The 19,492-nt window shown below is 52.2% G+C and carries 20 protein-coding genes; 8 read left to right on the top strand and 12 right to left on the bottom strand.

Features of this window, described 5'->3' with window-relative positions; genetic code table 11:
* The first annotated feature begins 4 nt into the window (after positions 1-4).
* From plsX to fabF, 4 genes are all read left to right on the top strand, one after another.
* Complete coding sequence (plsX, locus tag SH527x_RS10115) at positions 5-994, top strand: phosphate acyltransferase PlsX (protein WP_437194539.1); 990 nt, start codon at positions 5-7, stop codon at positions 992-994.
* 229 nt (positions 995-1,223) lie between these two features.
* Complete coding sequence (fabD, locus tag SH527x_RS10110; RefSeq protein WP_437194538.1) at positions 1,224-2,132, top strand: ACP S-malonyltransferase; 909 nt, start codon at positions 1,224-1,226, stop codon at positions 2,130-2,132.
* A gap of 141 nt (positions 2,133-2,273) precedes the next feature.
* Positions 2,274-2,546, top strand: coding sequence for an acyl carrier protein (acpP, locus tag SH527x_RS10105; protein ID WP_437194537.1), 273 nt, complete (start codon positions 2,274-2,276; stop codon positions 2,544-2,546).
* A 3-nt stretch (positions 2,547-2,549) separates the two neighbouring features.
* Complete coding sequence (gene fabF, locus SH527x_RS10100) at positions 2,550-3,791, top strand: beta-ketoacyl-ACP synthase II (RefSeq protein ID WP_437194536.1); 1,242 nt, start codon at positions 2,550-2,552, stop codon at positions 3,789-3,791.
* Between the two features lie 152 nt (positions 3,792-3,943).
* On the opposite strand, the gene SH527x_RS10095 is transcribed toward fabF, so the two are convergent.
* The 3 genes from SH527x_RS10095 to SH527x_RS10085 all read right to left on the bottom strand — a co-directional run bounded on the left by SH527x_RS10095 (position 3,944) and on the right by SH527x_RS10085 (position 6,070).
* A complete protein-coding gene (locus SH527x_RS10095) occupies positions 3,944-4,447 on the bottom strand; it encodes an FHA domain-containing protein (RefSeq protein ID WP_437194535.1) in 504 nt (167 codons plus the stop codon).
* Between the two features lie 84 nt (positions 4,448-4,531).
* The gene (rimK, locus tag SH527x_RS10090; protein ID WP_437194534.1) at positions 4,532-5,512 is read right to left on the bottom strand and encodes a 30S ribosomal protein S6--L-glutamate ligase; all 981 of its coding nucleotides are present in this window, start codon (positions 5,510-5,512) and stop codon (positions 4,532-4,534) included.
* Between the two features lie 93 nt (positions 5,513-5,605).
* A complete protein-coding gene (locus tag SH527x_RS10085) occupies positions 5,606-6,070 on the bottom strand; it encodes an ATP-dependent zinc protease family protein (RefSeq protein ID WP_437194533.1) in 465 nt (154 codons plus the stop codon).
* 253 nt (positions 6,071-6,323) lie between these two features.
* Between SH527x_RS10085 and SH527x_RS10080 the strand changes: the two genes are divergently transcribed.
* Positions 6,324-7,181 carry an NYN domain-containing protein gene (locus SH527x_RS10080; RefSeq protein WP_437194532.1) on the top strand — a complete coding sequence of 286 codons (858 nt, stop codon included), beginning with the start codon at positions 6,324-6,326 and terminating at the stop codon, positions 7,179-7,181.
* A gap of 26 nt (positions 7,182-7,207) precedes the next feature.
* On the opposite strand, the gene SH527x_RS10075 is transcribed toward SH527x_RS10080, so the two are convergent.
* Positions 7,208-8,062 carry a carbon-nitrogen hydrolase family protein gene (locus SH527x_RS10075; protein WP_437194531.1) on the bottom strand — a complete coding sequence of 285 codons (855 nt, stop codon included), beginning with the start codon at positions 8,060-8,062 and terminating at the stop codon, positions 7,208-7,210.
* A 284-nt stretch (positions 8,063-8,346) separates the two neighbouring features.
* Between SH527x_RS10075 and panB the strand changes: the two genes are divergently transcribed.
* Both panB and SH527x_RS10065 read left to right on the top strand, forming a co-directional pair.
* A complete protein-coding gene (gene panB, locus SH527x_RS10070) occupies positions 8,347-9,126 on the top strand; it encodes a 3-methyl-2-oxobutanoate hydroxymethyltransferase (protein WP_437194530.1) in 780 nt (259 codons plus the stop codon).
* Positions 9,127-9,215: 89 nt separating this feature from the next.
* A complete protein-coding gene (locus SH527x_RS10065; protein WP_437194529.1) occupies positions 9,216-9,842 on the top strand; it encodes a TlpA family protein disulfide reductase in 627 nt (208 codons plus the stop codon).
* A 187-nt stretch (positions 9,843-10,029) separates the two neighbouring features.
* On the opposite strand, the gene SH527x_RS10060 is transcribed toward SH527x_RS10065, so the two are convergent.
* Both SH527x_RS10060 and SH527x_RS10055 read right to left on the bottom strand, forming a co-directional pair.
* Entirely contained in the window at positions 10,030-10,470 is a 441-nt protein-coding gene (locus tag SH527x_RS10060) for a hypothetical protein (protein ID WP_437194528.1), read from the bottom strand.
* Between the two features lie 87 nt (positions 10,471-10,557).
* The gene (locus tag SH527x_RS10055) at positions 10,558-11,565 is read right to left on the bottom strand and encodes a DUF1559 domain-containing protein (protein WP_437194527.1); all 1,008 of its coding nucleotides are present in this window, start codon (positions 11,563-11,565) and stop codon (positions 10,558-10,560) included.
* Between the two features lie 608 nt (positions 11,566-12,173).
* Here SH527x_RS10055 and SH527x_RS10050 point away from each other — a divergent pair.
* The gene (locus tag SH527x_RS10050) at positions 12,174-13,148 is read left to right on the top strand and encodes a 3'(2'),5'-bisphosphate nucleotidase (protein ID WP_437194526.1); all 975 of its coding nucleotides are present in this window, start codon (positions 12,174-12,176) and stop codon (positions 13,146-13,148) included.
* 11 nt (positions 13,149-13,159) lie between these two features.
* Here SH527x_RS10050 and SH527x_RS10045 read toward each other — a convergent pair whose 3' ends face one another.
* The 6 genes from SH527x_RS10045 to SH527x_RS10020 form a co-directional block, all read right to left on the bottom strand.
* The gene (locus SH527x_RS10045) at positions 13,160-14,164 is read right to left on the bottom strand and encodes a glycosyltransferase family 4 protein (RefSeq protein WP_437194525.1); all 1,005 of its coding nucleotides are present in this window, start codon (positions 14,162-14,164) and stop codon (positions 13,160-13,162) included.
* Positions 14,164-14,868 carry a glycosyltransferase family 2 protein gene (locus SH527x_RS10040; RefSeq protein WP_437194524.1) on the bottom strand — a complete coding sequence of 235 codons (705 nt, stop codon included), beginning with the start codon at positions 14,866-14,868 and terminating at the stop codon, positions 14,164-14,166. Before SH527x_RS10040 ends, SH527x_RS10045 begins: the two co-directional genes overlap by 1 nt.
* A 110-nt stretch (positions 14,869-14,978) precedes the next feature.
* Entirely contained in the window at positions 14,979-15,773 is a 795-nt protein-coding gene (locus SH527x_RS10035; RefSeq protein WP_437194523.1) for a PhzF family phenazine biosynthesis protein, read from the bottom strand.
* Between the two features lie 59 nt (positions 15,774-15,832).
* On the bottom strand, positions 15,833-16,666 hold the full coding sequence (locus tag SH527x_RS10030; protein ID WP_437194522.1) for a hypothetical protein: 834 nt from the start codon (positions 16,664-16,666) through the stop codon (positions 15,833-15,835).
* A gap of 105 nt (positions 16,667-16,771) precedes the next feature.
* A complete protein-coding gene (locus SH527x_RS10025) occupies positions 16,772-18,718 on the bottom strand; it encodes a serine/threonine protein kinase (RefSeq protein ID WP_437194521.1) in 1,947 nt (648 codons plus the stop codon).
* A gap of 98 nt (positions 18,719-18,816) precedes the next feature.
* Entirely contained in the window at positions 18,817-19,443 is a 627-nt protein-coding gene (locus tag SH527x_RS10020; protein WP_437194520.1) for a hypothetical protein, read from the bottom strand.
* Positions 19,444-19,492 lie beyond the last annotated feature (49 nt).

Below are 19,492 nucleotides of genomic sequence, written 5' to 3'. Positions count from 1 at the left end.
TCACATGCGGATCGCATTGGACGCGATGGGGGGCGATTTCGCTCCCGCGGTGAACGTTGATGGAGCTGTTGAAGCTCTTCAATTAATTCCGGACATTGAAATTGTATTGGTTGGGGACCGCGCGGTCCTCGATCCGATGATTGAACGCACCGGGTATTCCGGCCAGCGTTTGGTCGTCATGCATTCTGACTCTTTTGTTGGCATGGATGAAAAACCAACAGAAGCGTTGCGAAAAAAGCCGGATTGCTCCATCGCTCGCTGCTGGAGAATGATGGCGGCCAAGGAAGCCGATGCGCTGATCAGTGCCGGAAATACCGGTGGGGTCGTCGCAGCGGGCCTGTGGACCAAGCTGTTTTTGAAAGGCGTCAAACGCCCGGGAATTGCGGTCATCCTCCCTTCATTGCATGGTAAAACCGTGTTGATGGATGTTGGAGCAAACCCAGGTGCTCGCCCTGAACATCTCGCCCAGTACGCAGTCATGGGCAGTGTATTTGCCCGTGAAGTGCTGGGAGTTGCAGAGCCTCGCGTCGGTGTCATGAACATCGGTAGTGAAGACGGCAAAGGGAATGAGTCGATCCGTGAGGCAAGTCAGATGATTGCCGCCGGTTCAGTCGCTCAATCTTTCATTGGAAACGTCGAAGGGCGTGACGTCTTCAATGGCTCTGTTGATGTTGTCATTTGTGAAGGGTTTGTCGGAAACGTCATTTTGAAAGTCAGCGAAGGCATGGCTTCAATGACGATGAAAACCCTTTACACGAACGTGATGGATTCCCTTCAGGCTGAAAAAGACTTGGCAGCTGGGGCCTTCAGCGAGGTGGCCAAGCAGTTCGAGTACAATGAAACTGGCGGGGCACCGTTACTGGGGATTGATGGGATCTGTCTGATCTCACATGGGTCCAGCGACGCACGATCGATTCGAAACGCGATTAAAACCGTCGTGACGTTGAAAGATCGGAACGTCAATCAGAAAATCACAGAAGCGTTGCAGACATAGGCAATCTGGTCTTGGAGAAGACCGGAGTCGAATGGGCACACGTAATCGAAGTGGTCTCTAATGCGTCGAATCACACACTGGAGAGAGTTGTGTTGAACTGATGCTTGGAGGCCAATTTTCGTATTGATCGCGTGACTTGTGTCAAAGTGAATGGCATCTGTTACGCTGAATTATCGCAGTTCTGGCGACTCTTGCCTGAGACCTCGGCAGCATTAAGGAGATGCATTCCATGAGCCGTATTGGTTTTCTTTTTCCGGGCCAGGGGGCTCAGCATGTGGGAATGGCGAGCAAGCTGGTCGAAGCTTATCCCGCTGCTCGACGCCTGTTCGATCAGGCAAATGAGATTTTGGGATACGATCTCGCAAAGCTCTGCTTTGAGGGGCCATCTCAGGAACTCGATTCCACTGTGATTAGCCAGCCGGCAATCTTTGTATCCAGTCTGGCTGCTTTGGAGAAACTGCGAGCAGAATCACCAGAGATCGTCCTGTCTTGCGAAATGGCAGCAGGATTGAGCCTCGGCGAATACACAGCACTCGTGTTTTCCGGGTCAATGTCCTTTGAGGAAGGTTTGCGGATTGTTCAGCAGCGCGGTCAGGCGATGCAGGATGCTGCTGACGCGACTCCATCCGGCATGGCGAGTGTGCTGATGCTCGATGTCGAGAAAGTGAACGCAATCTGCGACGAAGCGCGTTCTGCAGGGCTGATTCAGATCGCAAATTATCTTTGCCCGGGGAATCTTGCGATTTCAGGATGCAATGCTGCTCTCGAAAAAGCAGTCGAGCTTGCGGAAGCTGCAAATGCTCGCGTCGTTCCGCTGGCAGTGGCTGGAGCGTTCCACACAAAGATTATGGAACCCGCCGATCAGCGTCTTGCGCAGGCTTTGGCTGCGGTTGAGATGAAATCCCCGGAAATCCCAGTGGTTTCCAATGTGGATGCCGTTCCACATCTGGATCCGGCAGAACTCAAGGAAATCCTCGTTCGGCAGGTCGTCAGCCCTGTTCGGTGGGAAGATTGCTTGCGGTACATGCTGAATTCTGGCATTACCGAGTTCTACGAGATCGGTCCTGGACGGGTTTTGACAGGGTTGATGAAGCGAGTTGACCGCAAAATTCCCTGTACTGTGGTCAATGACACATGAGTTTCGGCAGTCTCTACCGAATATCGAAGGCATCTTTGCCTTGCCGTTTACACGTAAGTTAAAAGCCGCTATATCTTGACGCCGTTATCGCAAACAGCCAGATTTCGTGTTGCGTCAACGACTTTTTGACAATCATCATGGATGCACCGTTGGGGTGCTCTTCTCCGTGAAAGGAGTAAGTTCGTGGAAGAAAAAGTGATCTCAATTGTCAGCGAACAATTGAGCGTGAATAAAGACGAGATTACACGAGACAGCAATTTCATCGACGATTTGCACGCGGACTCGTTGGACCTGGTTGAACTGGGCATGAAGTTCGAAGAAGAATTTGGTGTGACCATCCCGGACGAAGACTATGAAAAGCTTCGCACTGTGGGTGATGCAATCGATTACATCAAGCAAAAGGAAAGTGCTTGAGCAATGCGTAGGCGCGTCGTTGTCACAGGGATGGGCGTCGTTTCCACTCTCGGGTATCAAATCCCTGAGTTCTGGGACAACATATGCGCCGGAAAAAGCGGGATCGGGCCATTACGTCGATTTGATACGTCGACTTTTAAGGTTCGGTTCGGCGGCGAAGTTCAAAACTTTGATTTGTCAGACCATATCGAGATTCTCGATAAGGAAGTCCGACGGCTTGACCGTTTTGTTCAATTCGCAATGGCTGCAGCCCACAAAGCAATTAAGCAATCCGGAATCGATTTCGATGCCGGTGACCCATATTTGCATGGTGTGTTGATCGGAAGCGGTATCGGTGGTCTCAGCGAGATCGAACAGCAGCATGCTGCTTTGTTTGATCAAGGGCCTGCAAGGGTCTCTCCGTTGATGATTCCGAAGCTGATGGTCAATGCGGCAAGCGGAAACGTATCTGTTCGCTGGAAACTACGCGGACCGAACAGTGCTGTTGCGACTGCATGTGCCTCTTCGAATAACGCGATTGGCGATGCCTTTCGTTTGATTCAGATGGGTGATGCGGATGTGATGGTGACTGGCGGAAGCGAAGCTGCAATCACTCCAATGGGATTGTCAGGCTTTGCTCGCATGCAAGCCCTGTCGACTCGGAATGACGATCCACAGACCGCGAGTCGCCCCTTTGACAAAGGACGCGATGGGTTTGTGATTGCCGAGGGAGCTGGGATTTGTGTGCTCGAAGAATACGAGCATGCAAAGGCTCGCGGGGCAAATATCCTTGCCGAAGTTCTTGGTTATGGTATGGCTGCCGATGGCAATCATATGACCGCACCTGACCCGGAGGGACGCGGAGCTGCTCGTGCAATGAAAAATGCACTACGAGACGCTCAGTTGAATCCTCAGGATCTGCAATACATCAACGCTCACGGCACCAGTACTCCACTTGGTGACAAGGCAGAGACATTTGCAGTGAAAACGGTTTGGGGAGAACACGCCAAGAGTGTTGCTGTTTCCAGTACCAAGAGTCAGTTGGGGCACCTTCTCGGGGCTTCCGGCGGTTTGGAATTTATCATCTGCGTGATGGCACTTCAGGATCAAGTCGCTCCGCCGACAATCAATCTTGAGGAGCCGGACGAAGGATGTGATTTGGATTATGTGCCGCTTCAGGCACGTCCAATGCAAATTGATCGGCTGATGTCCAACAGCTTCGGCTTTGGTGGACATAATGCCTGTCTCGTGCTTGGGCGAGTTTGAGCAGTTTGAGATGAAAATCGGAAGGTGGTTCACAGTTTTGTGAACCACCTTTTTTTATGCGCCATGCTGCAATTGAGCGAGGTGCAAGGAAACCTTCTCTTGTCTATCGAACCGAGGCGCTTCTGCGCGGGCACGCATGAGGCCGAATCGGTTTAGCTCTCTGACAATGGGTGTTCTCGAGGGATGATCGGGATGTGATCAGAGGTTTCCATTGCCTTCAGGTTGGCCTCTGTGGTGAGGCGATCAGAGATCAACTCCATCACATCATCATCTGAGAGATCAGGTCGAATTCCGCGTTTCCCGGAGACGGCAAGGCCCACGGCCGGTGCTTCGTCAATTGCGGCACCCAGTAACAAAAACGTCATCGGCCCGATCGTCAACGTGTGCCCCGGGGCGATGTAACGCTTCCCGGTAATGGGACGACCATTGATGAACGTTCCGTTCCGGCTCTTCAGGTCTTCGACAATCAGGCGGCGATTTGAGTACGCCAGGCGACAGTGTTCGCGACTCACATCAGGAGATGGGAGGCGAATTCTGGCGGTTTCGCCCCGACCGATGATGACTTCGTCTGCGCTGAGCGTAATCCGCTGCCCTTTATGTTTGCCGGTTTGGATTTCCAGGACAGGTCTTGGATTCGAAGTCTCAGGACGTTCCATAATTTGAATGTGCAAAAGGGGATGACAAGCTTGCCTGTGACTGATTCGCTTGTTCACAGGGCAACTTGTCTGCTGTTCTGTTGTCTATCCTTTGATACGGTCCTTGGAGTCGGATGTATCACAATGTTTTTCAATAAACTCGATCACTTTGCTGGCCACGTCCTGTTTGGATGCATTTTCGATTCCTTCCAACCCTGGAGAGGAATTGACTTCCATGACAACTGGCCCATGTCGGGAGCGAAGGATGTCGACACCAGCGACCCGAAGCCCCATTGATTTGGCAGCTCGGAGCGCAGTTGTCCGCTCTTCTGGGGTGAGCTTCACTTTCACCGCTGTTCCTCCTCGATGGAGGTTGGAGCGGAACTCGCCGGCTCGCGCGGTTCTCATCATCGCAGCGACGACTTTTCCGCCGACAACGAGGCAACGCAGGTCGCTTCCTGCTGCTTCCTGAATGAATTCCTGCACAAGAATATTTGCTTCAACTCCTCGAAACGCTTCGATCACCGCCTCCGCGGCTTTACGAGTCTCGGCGAGAATGACCCCGACACCTTGAGTCCCTTCGACAATCTTAACGACGAGTGGAGCCCCTCCGACAATATCAATCAGACCGTCGATGTCCTTTGTTGAATGCGCACACCCGGAAACCGGCAATCCGATTCCGTCGCGTGACAAGAGTTGCAGGCAACGGAGTTTATCGCGAGAACGCGTAATCGCCTGTGATTCATTCGCTGTGAAGATTCCCATCATCTCAAACTGACGAACAACTGCTGTTCCATAGAACGTATGCGATGCCCCGATACGAGGGATGACAGCGTCGATGTCGTTCAGCTCGCGCCCTGAGTAAATGATGGTAGGACGATGAGAGGTGATGTTCATGTAGCAGCGCAGGTAGTCAATGACTTGAACCTGATGCCCTCGCTTTTCACCGGCCTCTTTGAGGCGTCTCGTCGAGTAGAGTGACGATTTTCGAGAAAGAATTGCAATTTTGAGCGGCCGTTGTGGCGGCGATGCTTCGTCTGTGACCACCTCGGTCGCAGGCACTGGTGCGGGTTCGTCTTGGGACATTAGATCCACAGAGCGTTTGAGAGGTCTGGCTGTACGAAAGCGTACACTGCCATTGAGATCATATGTGGGTATTCAGAAGCTTCAAGCCGGAACTTACCGTTTCCGGCGCTGTGGCTTTCGAGCCTCGTCGTAATAGGAATTTCCCGCATCAACAAGGAATCGTTCCCTTAACGCCTGTCTACCCAGGAGCATGCGAAAACCCATCTGATCTCGGTTCGCGAGTGTCAGCTCGATTTCCCAGATTTCTTCGAAAATTTGCAGCAGTGTCCGAATAACCGGTCTTTCAGACTCGTGCCCATTGGAACTTCGAACGGTCCTCATCTCGATAAGTGGGGCTTCTGCCGCGACGACAAGCTGATTGTTCAGCTGTTTCGGGTGAATCCGAAACCGGACGTAATCCATTCGCTTTCGGCGAAACCGCTCGATTTCAAAAGCGTGCAGGGACGAGGTTGTTGCCCCAGTGTCAATCTTTGCTTTGATGGCATCGACACCGAGCGCAGGCAGGCTAACCCATTCTCTCCATCCAATGACTTTAAGTTGATCGGGGGGGCTCCGCATGTGGCATCATTCCATGAAGACCGGGATTTCGACTGCCGGAATTGAATCCTTATGACCGTTTCGTCCGAGGGGATTCGAGTTATTCAATTCATTTTTTCCATCTCGCCGAACCGGATCGTCGAGTTTTGCACTAAAATAGTCAACTTGAAATCGTCCTTGTAGCTGAGCTTGCATCCAGATCAGTTTACCTGACTTGGGAGAATGCAACGAACTTGATGTTTGATATGAGTCAGACATATCCGCGGATCAGACCATGGCCATGAAACTGGTAATCGATGGATACAACCTCCTGCATTTCGCAGGATATGGAAAAGTCCGTCCGCATACTGGCCAGTTTCAAAAGGCACGCGACCGTCTGTTCAAGCGGCTGAAGGAAGGGTTGACGGAAGAGGAACTTTCGCAGACCACGATTATCTTTGATGCGCAGTATGCAGAAGGAAGCGATCGACGCGCTCAAACGGCTCACGGGATGCAGGTGATCTTTTCCCCGCGAGGCCGTCAGGCTGATGATCTGATCGAAGATGTGCTCCTGGGCGCGGAACAACCAGAATTGATCACTGTCGTCTCCAGTGATCAGCGAATGAGAATTGCAGCACGGGCGGCTCGTGCGAAGTGCATTAAGTCCGACACATTTCTCGTCGAGCTGGATGAACGAAAAGATCGTCAGCAGTATAAGGACAAATCGGCGATGAGTGCGGGGGAAACAACGCAGCCACAACCGAAAGTCAGTCCTGTCGATTGGTCGCTGGAGTTCGCTGATATCGATGTCGCAGAGATTGAACGTTCGGTGCATCAGGACGAGCAGAAGAAGCCTCTTGATGTGACACCGCTGGCGCCAAAGGAACCGTCTGCGAAAGCAGGAGGGGCGGCGAAGCCTGCGGCCAAGGCAAAACCTGCGAACTCACTTGTCCCGGAGGACGCGCAACCGTTGCCCCCTGCCCCATCAACGGCGAAACGTCGAGTTGTTCCCGGTAAACCAGATGTCCCGAACCCGCTCGATGTGCAAACTTCATCAGAGACGAATGTGGACTACGCAGAATTGTCGTTCTGGGAGCAGCGCGTTGCCGACCTACTGAAGGGCGACGACACATCTGGTAAGTCCGGCAAGTGACAAGTCGTTCGAGGCGATCAATCAACTCAATTGGCGTCGCGGCCAGGGCGTGGTAAAGCATGTGGTGTGAGTAACCCACCGTACATTTCAGGGCGGCGATCGGCCATTCTGTCAATCGCCTGCATGACAGAGGAGCGTCCGACCCGTTTGTTTCTGGCGAGTTCAGGATTGATCTCTGCGTAGAGCACTTCTTCCTGATCGGCTGAGGCCTTTGCTGCCAGATGCCCACTCGGTTCAACAATCTGGCTTTGACCGATGAAGGGAAAGCCCCGTTCTTCGCCGACTCGATTGCAGCACGCGAAATAGACTTTGTTCTCCAATGCTCTCGTGCGCATCACATGGTCGACCATCGAGTCTGCACCGCTGGGGAAATTCGTCGGCAAAAGAATGACATCAGCTCCCTGTAGCGCCAGCAATCGCATCGATTCAGGGAAGGCAGAGTCGTAACAGATGCTCAGGCCGAATCGAATGCCTTCGTATTCATGAACCGTAAACGGGCGGTCTCCATGGGTGGCAAACTGATCGATTCCAAGATAGGGAAGATGGATCTTTCGGTAGGACTGTTTAACACCGTTGGCTGTGACGAAGACAGCGGAGTTGAAGATTCCATCTGCGTGATCTTCTATCAGACCAAAGACGGCGGCCCCACCCAGTGAACAGAGCTCGTTCTGGATTCGTTCCGTTGCTGGTCCTGGAATCGATTGGGCGAATGGCTTCGCTTCGTCCAGGGTCGCAAAGCAATATCCAGTCAGAGCGCATTCTGGGAAGATTGTCACGTGAGCACCGGATTCACGTGTGATTCGCAAGTAATGGATGATTTTATTCAGGTTGGAGTCAATCTGGCCAAGAGTGACATCCATCTGCACGACTGCGATTTTCATAGGACAATCCAACGGCAATGAATGATGCGGTACAAGCAGTATATAAAAATCGGGTCCGCGGAATGAAGTTGCAGCAGGTTCAGCTTTTCGCCGGCTTCCGACGATTGAACCGGTGATCTTGAATCGAATGTCACCAGGAGAGACACCTTGCGTTCTGGATGACTGACATCGATACTGTCACTGTGTTCGTGCAATGTCCGGAAGGCAGGCACGTACTCACCTGCGATTCACGCTCTCGTTTGTCTGATTTTGAAATCTTCTGCTGAATAAGTCTCTGGTCTCCCATGAATGTTCCTGAATTCGCAAATGCCAAATCGCAAGGCCGCAAGCTGACTGTTCTGACGGCTTATGACTGCTTGTGGGCGTCGATCCTCGATGAAGCCGGGATCGATGCATTGCTTGTTGGCGATTCACTGGGAATGGTCGTCCAGGGGCACAGCAGTACGCTGCCAGTGACTCTCGAACAGATGATTTATCACGGCGAGATTGTGGCCCGTGCGGCGAAGAAGTGTCTGGTGATTGTCGACTTGCCGTTCATGTCGTATCAGGTCAGTACTCGACAGGCGATCAAGAGTGCTGGACGTGTTTTGAAAGAAACGGGATGTGGCGCCGTGAAGCTCGAAGGGGGCGTCCATCAGGCGAAGACGATTGAACGCCTCTCGGAATGTGATCTTCCGGTCATGGCACATATTGGAATGCAGCCGCAGTCAGTCCGGAAATACGGCAAGATGTCAGCCGTTCAGCGAAATGAACAGCAATTACTGGACGACGCAATTGCCGCTGAAAAAGCCGGGGCGTTCTCAATCGTCCTGGAGTTAATGCCTGCTGAGATTGCCAGAAAAATTACAGAGACGGTCAAGATTCCAACGATCGGCATCGGCGCAGGTCCCCATTGTGATGGTCAGGTGCTTGTGACTCCTGATATGTTTGGAGTCTCTGGCTTCAAGCCGAAGTTCATGAAACTTTTCGCGGATCTCAAGTCCAGTATCCTGACAGGTACAAAAGAGTATATCGAAGAAGTTCAGGCTGGTACGTTTCCTACCGCAGCTCAGAGTCATCAGTAATGTCAGCCGATTCTTTGCTCTAGGTGGGCGACAGGTCTGCTATCTGAATATGTCCCTTACTTCTGATTAGCATCGTGAGGAAGATAAGTATGGCGATGAAATGGACCTTCTCTGGAGCATTGTTGTTGCTGACCGCAATGGGGTGCCCCAGCCCGAAAGTGGAAACTCCGAAGACTGATCTTCCGGCTGAAATGAAGGAGGTAACTCCTGCCGAATCCTCTGCTTCTCCGACAACAACGACACCAGATCAGGCAAAGCCTGTGACGCTCGAAACCCTCGATTGGGATTCAACGATTGGGCTGGTCAAGCAATATCCCGGCAAGATTGTGGTGATGGATGTCTGGGCGACCTATTGCCCTCCATGTGTCGATGAGTTTCCCAACCTCGTGAAACTGCATCAGGATCACAGCGACAAGATCGCCTGTGTTTCTGTGTCCGCAGATTTTGATGGTGTTGACGGGACCACTGCTGAAACGCATCGAGAGAAAGTTCAGGCATTCTTGAATAAGCAAAAGGCAACATTCAAGAACGTTCTGCTCTCAACAGATACAGAGACGTTGTTCACCGATAAGATCAAGCACCAGTCGATTCCCATCGTGCTGGTTTTTGACGGAGAAGGAAAGTTGATTAAGGAGTTTCCTGACCCGGAGAACCCAGACGAGTTCACATACAAAGATCACGTTCTACCGTACGTGAACCAGCTGTTAGGGAAATAGCGGCACAGGTAGGAATATTAATAATAAACAGGTCAGGCTCTCCATCGGATCCTGACCTGCATTTATTTAATACGATCACTGTTCAGCTGAATACGATGAGCTGCGACGCATCTGTTCGACTATGTACTTCCCGACGTTCGTGTTCCGAATTGATCGTTGCAGCCGAGCGTTTGCAGGGTCCTGCTCGTTACTTTCGTCTGAGTTTCTTTTTCGTGGGCAGCAGAGGAATGCTGAGGTCCATCTGTGTAATGCGATTCTTTGAATCGATTGCGAGCTCTGATTTGTAGTCATCAAAGAGGGCAGTTTCAGGAAGTGCTCCTTCAGCATTGGGTTCGCCATAGTGAGTTACCAGCACTTCAAGTGGCCCTGAGATGGAGGGTTTTCCTCCTTTGCTTCTGGTGTCGAACTTGCCACGCTGAATGATCGCATAGCCCGGTGGACCAGAGTTCTCTCCCAGCTTTGGAACAAAGGAGATGCGTCCGACCGGAATCGGCTTTCCATCGTATGTCACGTCCCCATAAACGTGAAACTGCCTGGGACCTGTCTCTGACTTCCAGCAACCTGCGAGGGAGACACAACTCACGATCAGAGCGAGCATCACATTTGGTCGACGGGAGATCTTAAACATCTTGGCCCCTACCGTTAGAAGACATCGAGAAACGGAAGGCAACTACCACACGATGTGAACGGAGCGGTGACGCGATTGGCTTATTGATCAATACTCACCAAGGACCATGCCATCCGCGCGATCTCCGAGGTTCCCGTATGTGTTGATTGCAATATTCTCGCTGATGAACCTCACCGATCCGTCACAGAAGAGGAAGTGTGCTCCGCCGGTGTGCTGGCTTCCAAACCCGTCGCTTTCATTTGTTTTCACTGGCGTGCTCCGATTGAGCGGTCGGGTGCGGTACACAACTCTGGAGACAAGGTCATCCGTTTTGTGAATTCCAAGTCCAGCCCAGACGCCACCAATCTCATAGACCGTGCTTGAGTCCACATCGTTGTATTGAAGTGCACTTGTTTCCCCGATGGCGAATGTATTGCTCATGCCATCAGTGATATCCCGTGAGCCAGTTCGGGAATTGGTGTAGAAGACGCCGGGGCTGGGGTCCATCTTGCTCGCCTGCCCATAGATGTTCTCGTTCCCTCGGTTGCACACATAGCTGGATCGACCGTAATTGCGGATTGCAGGCGTATCAAACGGTTGAGTATCTGATGGACACGAGTAGACGGGATAAGACTTACTTAAAGGACTCGTGGCACTGGGAGCACGCAAGAGTCCGGAGCCAGTGAAGTTGACGAAACCTCCCCCGTCCCAGCAGCTTTGTGCTTGTCCAAACGTGAGCGATGTGTAGATCGGTGCCAGATCGATGTATGGGGTAATGTAGAGCCCCCATGATGGACTATGCGCGACATAGCGATGATCGTTGCTAATCACTTTCGTGGCTCCATTGCAGGTCCAGTATTGAGGCACGATCCATCCAGGCGGGAAGACTTTGGCTGCGTCATGATAATTGTGAAGAGCCAGTCCGATCTGCTTGAGGTTGTTCCGGCATTGTGAACGACGGGCTGCTTCTCTGGCCTGTTGCACTGCAGGCAATAGCAACGCAATCAAGATGGCAATAATGGCAATAACAACAAGCAGTTCGATGAGAGTGAAACCATGAGATTGGCTTCGATGTCGAATAGATCCTTTTCGACAGGATGCGCGAATATGAGCCATCGTAATCTCCGTGTATAATGAACTCGATTTGACCCTCGACCGACATGCATCGGTAAGAATTGGCGAATCGATTCGGTTATAAGTGGTCTGGGAGAGATGTCGGCGCGTTATCTGAATAGAGATGCAGTGAGCATATCCGTATAGTGATATCGGTCAATGTTAATATCTCGATCTACCACATTTGTTGGCAGATGAATAAGTTCTGTATGTTTGTCATCATTTATGAGGCTATTCGCTGAGGGAATCTCTCATGCCCGAGTAGTGAGAAACCAAGGTGAGTCCTGGAAAGCCTTTCAAGCGAATCGTTCGCACGTGCCCTCAATAAGCGTTCCTTGTGGACGCACTGTTGGAGGGTGTCAACTTCGAAGCTCAGAAGGGCAGGACAGTCCCTAGACTTGGGTGGGATGCTTGCTGCACTCTGCCCGATTCTCGACATTGCGCGCGGCGATTCGTATGCGAACTCGTTGCTGAGGAAATGACAGCTTTCTACACTGGCGCGTCTGGCACGGCATCGGTTGAACGGCAATCGTTCCCGGCCACGGCGGCACAGATGCTGAATCAATACAGCCGAGTGCCAATTCGCGACAACACAGTGAAGGATGTGTGAGATGGTCCCGTCATATCAAATGGAGTTGAACGCTGCGTTAAATGCAGTCCTGGCGGCATCAACGATTTGTCAATCCGTGCAGGGGAAGATCACTGCTGAATCGTTGGAGAAGAAGGACCAGTCACCGGTCACAATTGCTGACTATGCGAGTCAGGCTGTGATCTGCCGTGAGATCCTGAATGATTTCCCCGGTGAACTGATTGTTGGAGAAGAGGATTCTGGCGACCTGAGAGATCCAGCCAACGCGGCATTCTTGCAACTGATTCTGGATGAAGTGACCACCAGCGGGGTTGCAGCGACGCAAGAAGAACTGCTGCAGTGGATTGACGCCGGGAATCATGACGGGTCGGCGAATCGCTATTGGACGCTCGACCCGATTGATGGGACCAAAGGCTTCCTGCGAAAAGAACAGTACGCGATCTCTCTCGCGTTGCTTGTAGACCATCAAATCGAAATCGCAGCTCTGGCCTGTCCAAATCTTCCATTCGGTGACCAGACAGGGGCGGTCTTTTATTCCGTTCGTGGGTCAGGATCGTTCGCGATTCCTCTGTCGAATCCTTCTGCGTATCCCACCCGAATCAAAGTATCAAAGACAGCTCAGCCGGAACTGGCGAGAATGTGTGAATCGGTGGAATCGGGGCATAGTGCTCATGACCAGTCATCACAGATTCTGCAAAGTCTGAATATCACCGCAGAGCCTGTGCGGATGGATAGCCAGGCGAAGTATGCAACTGTTGCGGAAGGCAACGCAGACTTCTATCTCCGACTTCCCACAAGAAAAGGATACGAAGAGAAAATCTGGGATCACGCTGGCGGTGTTCTCGTTTTGGAAGAGGCCGGCGGACGCGTCACCGATATCGACGGGAAGCCACTCGATTTCGCCGCAGGAAGAACATTGAAGAACAACCGCGGAGTGGTCGTCTCCAATGGTCTTCTGCACGACGCGATTCTCGCAGCGCTTCAGTCACTTTCGTGACATTCTTAATGTCAACGAAGAGCAACGGAGAGATCTGTTGCTCTTCGTTTGACGAGAGACAGAAATCGCCTGCGGAACGACTGTAATGAGAAGTTATCATCGGCAGCAGTCATTGCTGCACGAGACATTTTCCACCAGTGAGCAGAATGCGACAGGCGATCGACCGCTGCTACGAAGTCAGTTTGTGACGCGCACAGATAGCCGGTACGTTCCTGTTCGATCTGCTCAATAAATCCCCCCTTGGCATCAACGATCGGGACGCACCCGGCGCGCATCGCTTCTGTCACTGTTCGCCCGAATGATTCGGTGAGTGTGGGGTGATGGTAGAGCAGCGCATGCCATCGCCAGAGATGCCTTCTCGCTTGCCATTCTGCCGGAAGAAATGTTGCCCTTCCTGCACATGCGTCCTGCCACTGTGATTGGAGTTCGATCGGGCATCCAACGAATTCCCATTGAATGTTAGGGCATGTACTTGCGACAGCTCGATAGACGTGCAGTGCGTCGCTCGGCCATTTGCGTTGAGTGGGGGTACAGATTCTTCCAACGATCAAGTTCGTCGCGAAATGACGGCTCTCCTTTGCGGCGTCCTGAGTTCCTGTTGGCGTGTTCAGGTGGGGGCGGACTGGTTTGGGGACTGGCTGATGAAGGACGATGTTTGAATCGTCAAAGTGCTTTGCCAGCCACTTCGAACAAGAGACTGAGAGATCGGCTTTTGCATGAATCCCTTGCGAATGTCGGAACTGGATTGTTGTTGCAGAACTGATGACGTCTGCGTTCTTCGCTGCAGTGTTATGCAGAATCACCAGATCCGGCCGGTGTGAAGCGAGGACTTCGTCATTGACGCGACGAATGTTCGCAATCTGACAATGCGAGAACGCCTGGACTGTTTCCGTTGAGGGAGGGGACAGGAATAGGATGTGATGTTCCCAGTCAGGGAACGCACGTGTGATGGTCCATGCACACGCAGCTGTTCCTCCACAGATCTGACCGACGTTGCATACTTGAACCAACCGCATCAATTTGCCTTCCACTTTGAATAGAACTTGGCCTTGTCACTCTTCCAGTCCACGTTTCGCCTGGCCCAACAGCGTGTCGACTTGCGACCAAGATGGCGAACAGGCAGTCCATGAATGACGCCGATACTTTGAGGCCAGGTTTCCAGGCATCTCAGCTGCAGATCGGTGTCTGAGTAATACAGACAGAAGCGTTCATCGAATCCATCCAGTGCCTCGAACGTCCGACGGTGCATCGCAAGGCACCAGCCTTGCAGTAAAGTTCGGGGGCGTTTGATGGATGAGTTCAGCGGACGAATTCGCAAGACCTCTGAAGATGTTCGTGACTGGACCCCGACGAGCTTGAGAGCACTTCCGCCTGACCGACTTTGGACCTGAGTCAATGCCTGCGAGATGGACGTGAGCCATTCTCCGGTCGTGATGGTGTCGTTGTTGAGGAAGACCAGCGTATTCGCTGCTGCAGCGGATGCTCCAAGGTTCCAGGCAGCCGTGACGCCTCGGCGTTGTGATTGGCGAATGATCGTCACACCGGCCGGGCATTGTTGCTGAAAAAGTGCGATTTCCGCAGCGGGGCTCCCATCATCGACGACAATGATCTGCATTGCGGAAGCATGATGATGCAATGCGAGCGTCGAGACGGCTTGAACTGTCAGTTCACATCGGCTGTGCTGCGGAATAATGACAGAGATGGCGATTTGTTGTGACATCGAGAACAACCTGATGGGGTGCGCTCGATCACGATTGCATTGAACTTCGCCTGAATCGGAATTGGAAATTGCGGGTCAGTCAGACAGCGTTCTGAAAACTGACAGGAGGGCTACAGCAACTCACCTGCCCAGACAGTGACCGCCTGCCCACCTAATGAGACTCGATCGCCGTTCCATTTCAGCAACAGCTCTCCGCCTCTTCGTGATGCCTGATACGCGCGAAGTGCCGTCTTGCCGAGCCGCTTCCCCCAGTATGTTGCCAGGCAGCAGTGAGCCGATCCGCAGACAGGGTCTTCATCGACACCGACAAACGGGGCAAAGAATCGTGAGATGAAATCGAATCGAGGATCATCGGAAGGAGCAGTCACGATCACGCCTCGAACCGGAATCTTCCCCAACATTCCAAAGTCCGGAGTCAGAGTTCGCACGACTTCAGCCGATTCAACGACGACCAGCGCATCGAACCGATTACGCCCGGTTTCAACAACGTGCGTGAGACCTAAAGCATTCATGATCTCTGGTTCGGATTCTGACTGTTCCGCGTGGAGCGCAGGGAAATCGAGTTCAATTAACGGGGCATTCCACTGACAGGTTAAATCACCGCTTCGCGTCTTAAATTGCAATGGCTTGTCTCGTGGAGCCAACTCATTCGACCACAGAGCGTGTGCCGTTGCGAGCGTCGCATGTCCGCAAAGGTCGACTTCAACTGTCGGTGTGAACCAGCGTAATCCGAACCGGCCGGCGTTCTGTTGGACGAACGCCGTCTCGGACAGATTCATTTCATTCGCGACCGCCTGCATCCATTGATCCGTCGCAGGCTCTTCGAGCCAGCAGACCGCGGCAGGATTCCCTGCAAACGGGCGATCAGTAAATGCGTCAACTTGCCAGCACTTCACACGGTTCATCAGTTCGCTCCAGAGGCGGCTTCACTGCATGCTATTTTAGCCGAGATCAAGAGCGTGTGTTATTCCTTTTGCCGTTGTCGCAATACAAATGTCAGCGTCGCAAACAGCATCGTGATCCCACCAAATGCAGAGGCGAGTCGAATCAGGTTGGCCTGACTCCTTTGGCGATTCCAGTCCGCATGGAGTCGGCTGATGACTTCGGGGTTGATCCGAATCTCCCAGGCAATCTGATAAACTCTTTCCCGAAACCCCCCGACTTCAAGCGGCCACGCAACCTTGCACTCCCTGATGATTGCGTTTTCTTTAATTAAACGCGCATAGACTTCAGCGAAATTTCCGGTCTTGTCTGCATTCGATTTCACATAGAGCTGATTCTTCTCCAGTTCGATGCCAATTCTTCTCGACAGCTCATCACGTGCCTCATTGGCCGTTGCGTAACGTTGAGAAACGATTACCCAGTGAGTGTATCTTCGCGGTGCAAATTCAGACTTTGTGCTCACCCAATCTGGAATCGTCTCAGAGTGTTTTCTGGTTAATGGTCCGTTCGGCAGATTGAAAGTCATCTCCAGGACGGAAATGGGGGCATCGGACTTCGACTCTGCTGTCGGCATTTCCGGTAATTCCGCCTCCAAGTCATCTTGCTCAGGGAGCGAAACGACATACTTGTCCGAGGAATCGGAGGAACGTTGGGTGACCGTTAGATTCGAAGGCTGCGCCATTTGAATATCAGGAGGAGAAGCTCTCCGCTGAACTTGTAGCAGGAACCAGCCCATCAAGAGGAGGCTCACTCCTACTGGGACCACGAGACGGTTCAACCGCGAAGAGGTCAGCCCAATGATGCAGGTGATAATGATCATTGCCAGAGCGAATATGAATACAATTCCCAAACTCATCTCGTGCTCCAGACACGTCTCAGGGATCTTGCTGAGACAGAACAATTATGATCATCAATGACACATTCATTCAGATCGAAGATAAGTCGATCGAAAGATCCGAGGTCAGGAGTGCATTACTTGAGTTTTATGATTCCCGTGCCAAGGGCTCGCCAGTTGCACGGCACTGGAAATGACAGCCGCCCAAACCATTGCCAATCCGACTGGGAAGGCAAACATCATGGTGATGAACCACGCAACGAAAATGGTCTTCAGAACTCCCCAAATCGAGAAGCGAACAGAGCGGTGATACGATGTCACTTGAGACCAGTTTCGGAGTGCAAAAAACAGCCCAAAGAACATGACATATCCGAATGTTGTCGGGCCTGAATTCCCGTTCATCAAGGCGAGATCACCGAACATCGTCCAATGACCTCTCGCCCGGTACTCCCAACTTTCCGGGAAAGTGACAAACAAATACGCCGAGATCTGCATTGCTGCAACGCCGACCAATGCGCCGATCAATCCTTTGGTTAACAATGAATGCGCGTGGCGGGTTCCCTGAGGATGAACCCACTGTAAAAGTGTGATCCCCCAGCCTGCCGTGATCGCCGTGAAAACAAACATTGCCACGAGGCTACGGTCAAGGATTTGAAGAGATCCTTGTTGAAACATGGAATGTTTGACGGCGATCAGGATCCCTGACAGGAGAACTGTCATCGGCACGATTAACGTTGCGATTGCGGTCATGCTTGCCAAATGCGTCGACGTCGAAAGCTGCTTCACTTGAGCCGGGGATGACTGTACCTGTACTGCCACCGGCGCGGAGTTTCGTGCGTCTCCAGCAGTGTCGGCTTTGATCGGATTTGGAGGGCGCGGAGATGCAAAGTACCGAGACATCGCTGACGAGATCTCGGAATAAAATGCGATGAAAATCACGAATAGCAACGGCGCAAGGACCAAGAGTATCGGCAGGACAATCAGCCAGATCGGAGCCAGAATAATCCCGATCAGTCCGAGAATGACTCCGAGAACAATGGCCAGAATTCCAACTTCAACCAATTGCCCCTTCGTCCATTTTCGTCCCCACCATGCAACTTCATTTTGAATGCTGTTACACAGTCGACCTTCGAGTGAACTGACCGCGTCGTTAACATCGGTGAATGTCTTTGCGAACTCTGGTGACCATTGCTTCCAATTTTCGGCAGCGCTTCGTTCTTGCTTGTGATGATTGCGATCGTCATGGCGATCACTGGATGCCGACTGCTGATTGGTGCGTGGGCCAAGTACTGCAGCGTTAAATGCAGTTAGCAGTTCTCCGGCTTCATGAAATCGCTCTTCCGGATTCTTCCTTAATGCCTTCGCGATGACAGGGCGGAACACCGGCGGAAGTCGGTTCAAGTCAGGTTGCGCGGTCAGATGTTTCATGAGGATTTCACCGGTCGATTCCCCATCAAACGGGACATCTCCGGTCAGCATCTCATAGAGAATGACTCCCAGTGCATAGACATCCACTTCGCGTCCATAGCTTCCTTTGGAAACCTCCGGAGCCATGTAGTACACGGTTCCAACGCTTTGCGTCTGGGCACTCCTCTGGCTGGATGAGATGAACTTGGAAAGCCCCACATCGCCAATTTTGACGACTCCGTCCTGCAGGAAGATGTTGCCGGGTTTCAGATCTCGATGGACGAGCCCGCGCTGATGCAGGAAGCTGACACCATCCACAATCCCCGGTAGCCACTTGTTAATGACTTCAACTGGCATCCCGTTCTGAAACTTACGAATCGCCGCATCGAGGGTCTCGCCTGAGATGTACTCCATGACAACCCAGTGGTCATGGTCGTGATCTTTCACGATGTCAAAGATCGTGACGAGATTGCTGTGAGAGAGATTCAGACATTGCTGGACACCACGGATTTCGACATCCGAGTTGTTGTGGAGAAGCTTCAGTGCCACTTCGCGACCTGCATCCGAAACGCCGAAATAGACTTCCCCAAACCCCCCGCGATAAATCGCGCGTTTGATCGTGAAGCCAGGCAGCGGCCGAGATTCAGGAGCAAACGTGAACTTCATGCAATGCTCCTCAGGTGATTTCAAATGGAAATGGCAATAGACGTTGTGGAGATCAGCCGGAGTGAAGAACGGGCCAGCGAGGACTGCGGCTTAAAATTTCATTCCAAATCTGAAAGTTCCTGTTCACTTTCCGGAATTGGCTCCAGCAGAAATCTCCAATCCCCGGCATAGTACGGTTGCTTTGGTGAAATTCGCACGACTTCGTCAGTCTCGGAATTCTTCCCGCACAGCTTTCCGTCCTGACTGAACAGAATCCAATCAGATTCCCATTGAGGACACTCGATATGCTGGTTCTTTCCCGGGCCGATTAAACAGATCTGATCAAAGAGGATGATGCCATCCAGGCTGTCAATTGAGCGAAGTGGCGACAGTGAAAGTCGAACCGAGGCGCAAAGCGGCGAAGGGCGACACCATTCCAGCTTCAATGCGTTCCCCAGATGTACAATGTCTCCGGTGTTCACCCCGGTTCTATTGCTGATCTGTTGCTGATTGACCCGACATTCTCCCCAAGGGGTGAGCCAATCGTGGTCTTCTTCCCGAGCCCAGATCAAGTGCCTGGTTCTCAGGTTGGCTGGAAAGCGAACCCGATAATCGACCGAATTCGCTCCCACGCTGCCAAATGTGAGTGACTTGCGAAACCAAAGGAGCCAGCAGCCAACACCATCGATCCATAACCGGCATCCCGGTGTGGAATGGATGTCGATGGTGGGACTGTATTTGGTCATTCGCAGGCAACCTGCTGCGGTGGTGAAATCGGTCCGCTGTCGAATTCGT

The sequence above is a fragment of the Planctomicrobium limosum genome, assembly GCF_051465645.1.
Taxonomy (GTDB): domain Bacteria; phylum Planctomycetota; class Planctomycetia; order Planctomycetales; family Planctomycetaceae; genus Planctomicrobium.
The sequence above is the reverse complement of the archived record's forward strand: the minus strand, read 5'-3'. Positions and strand labels throughout refer to the sequence as shown.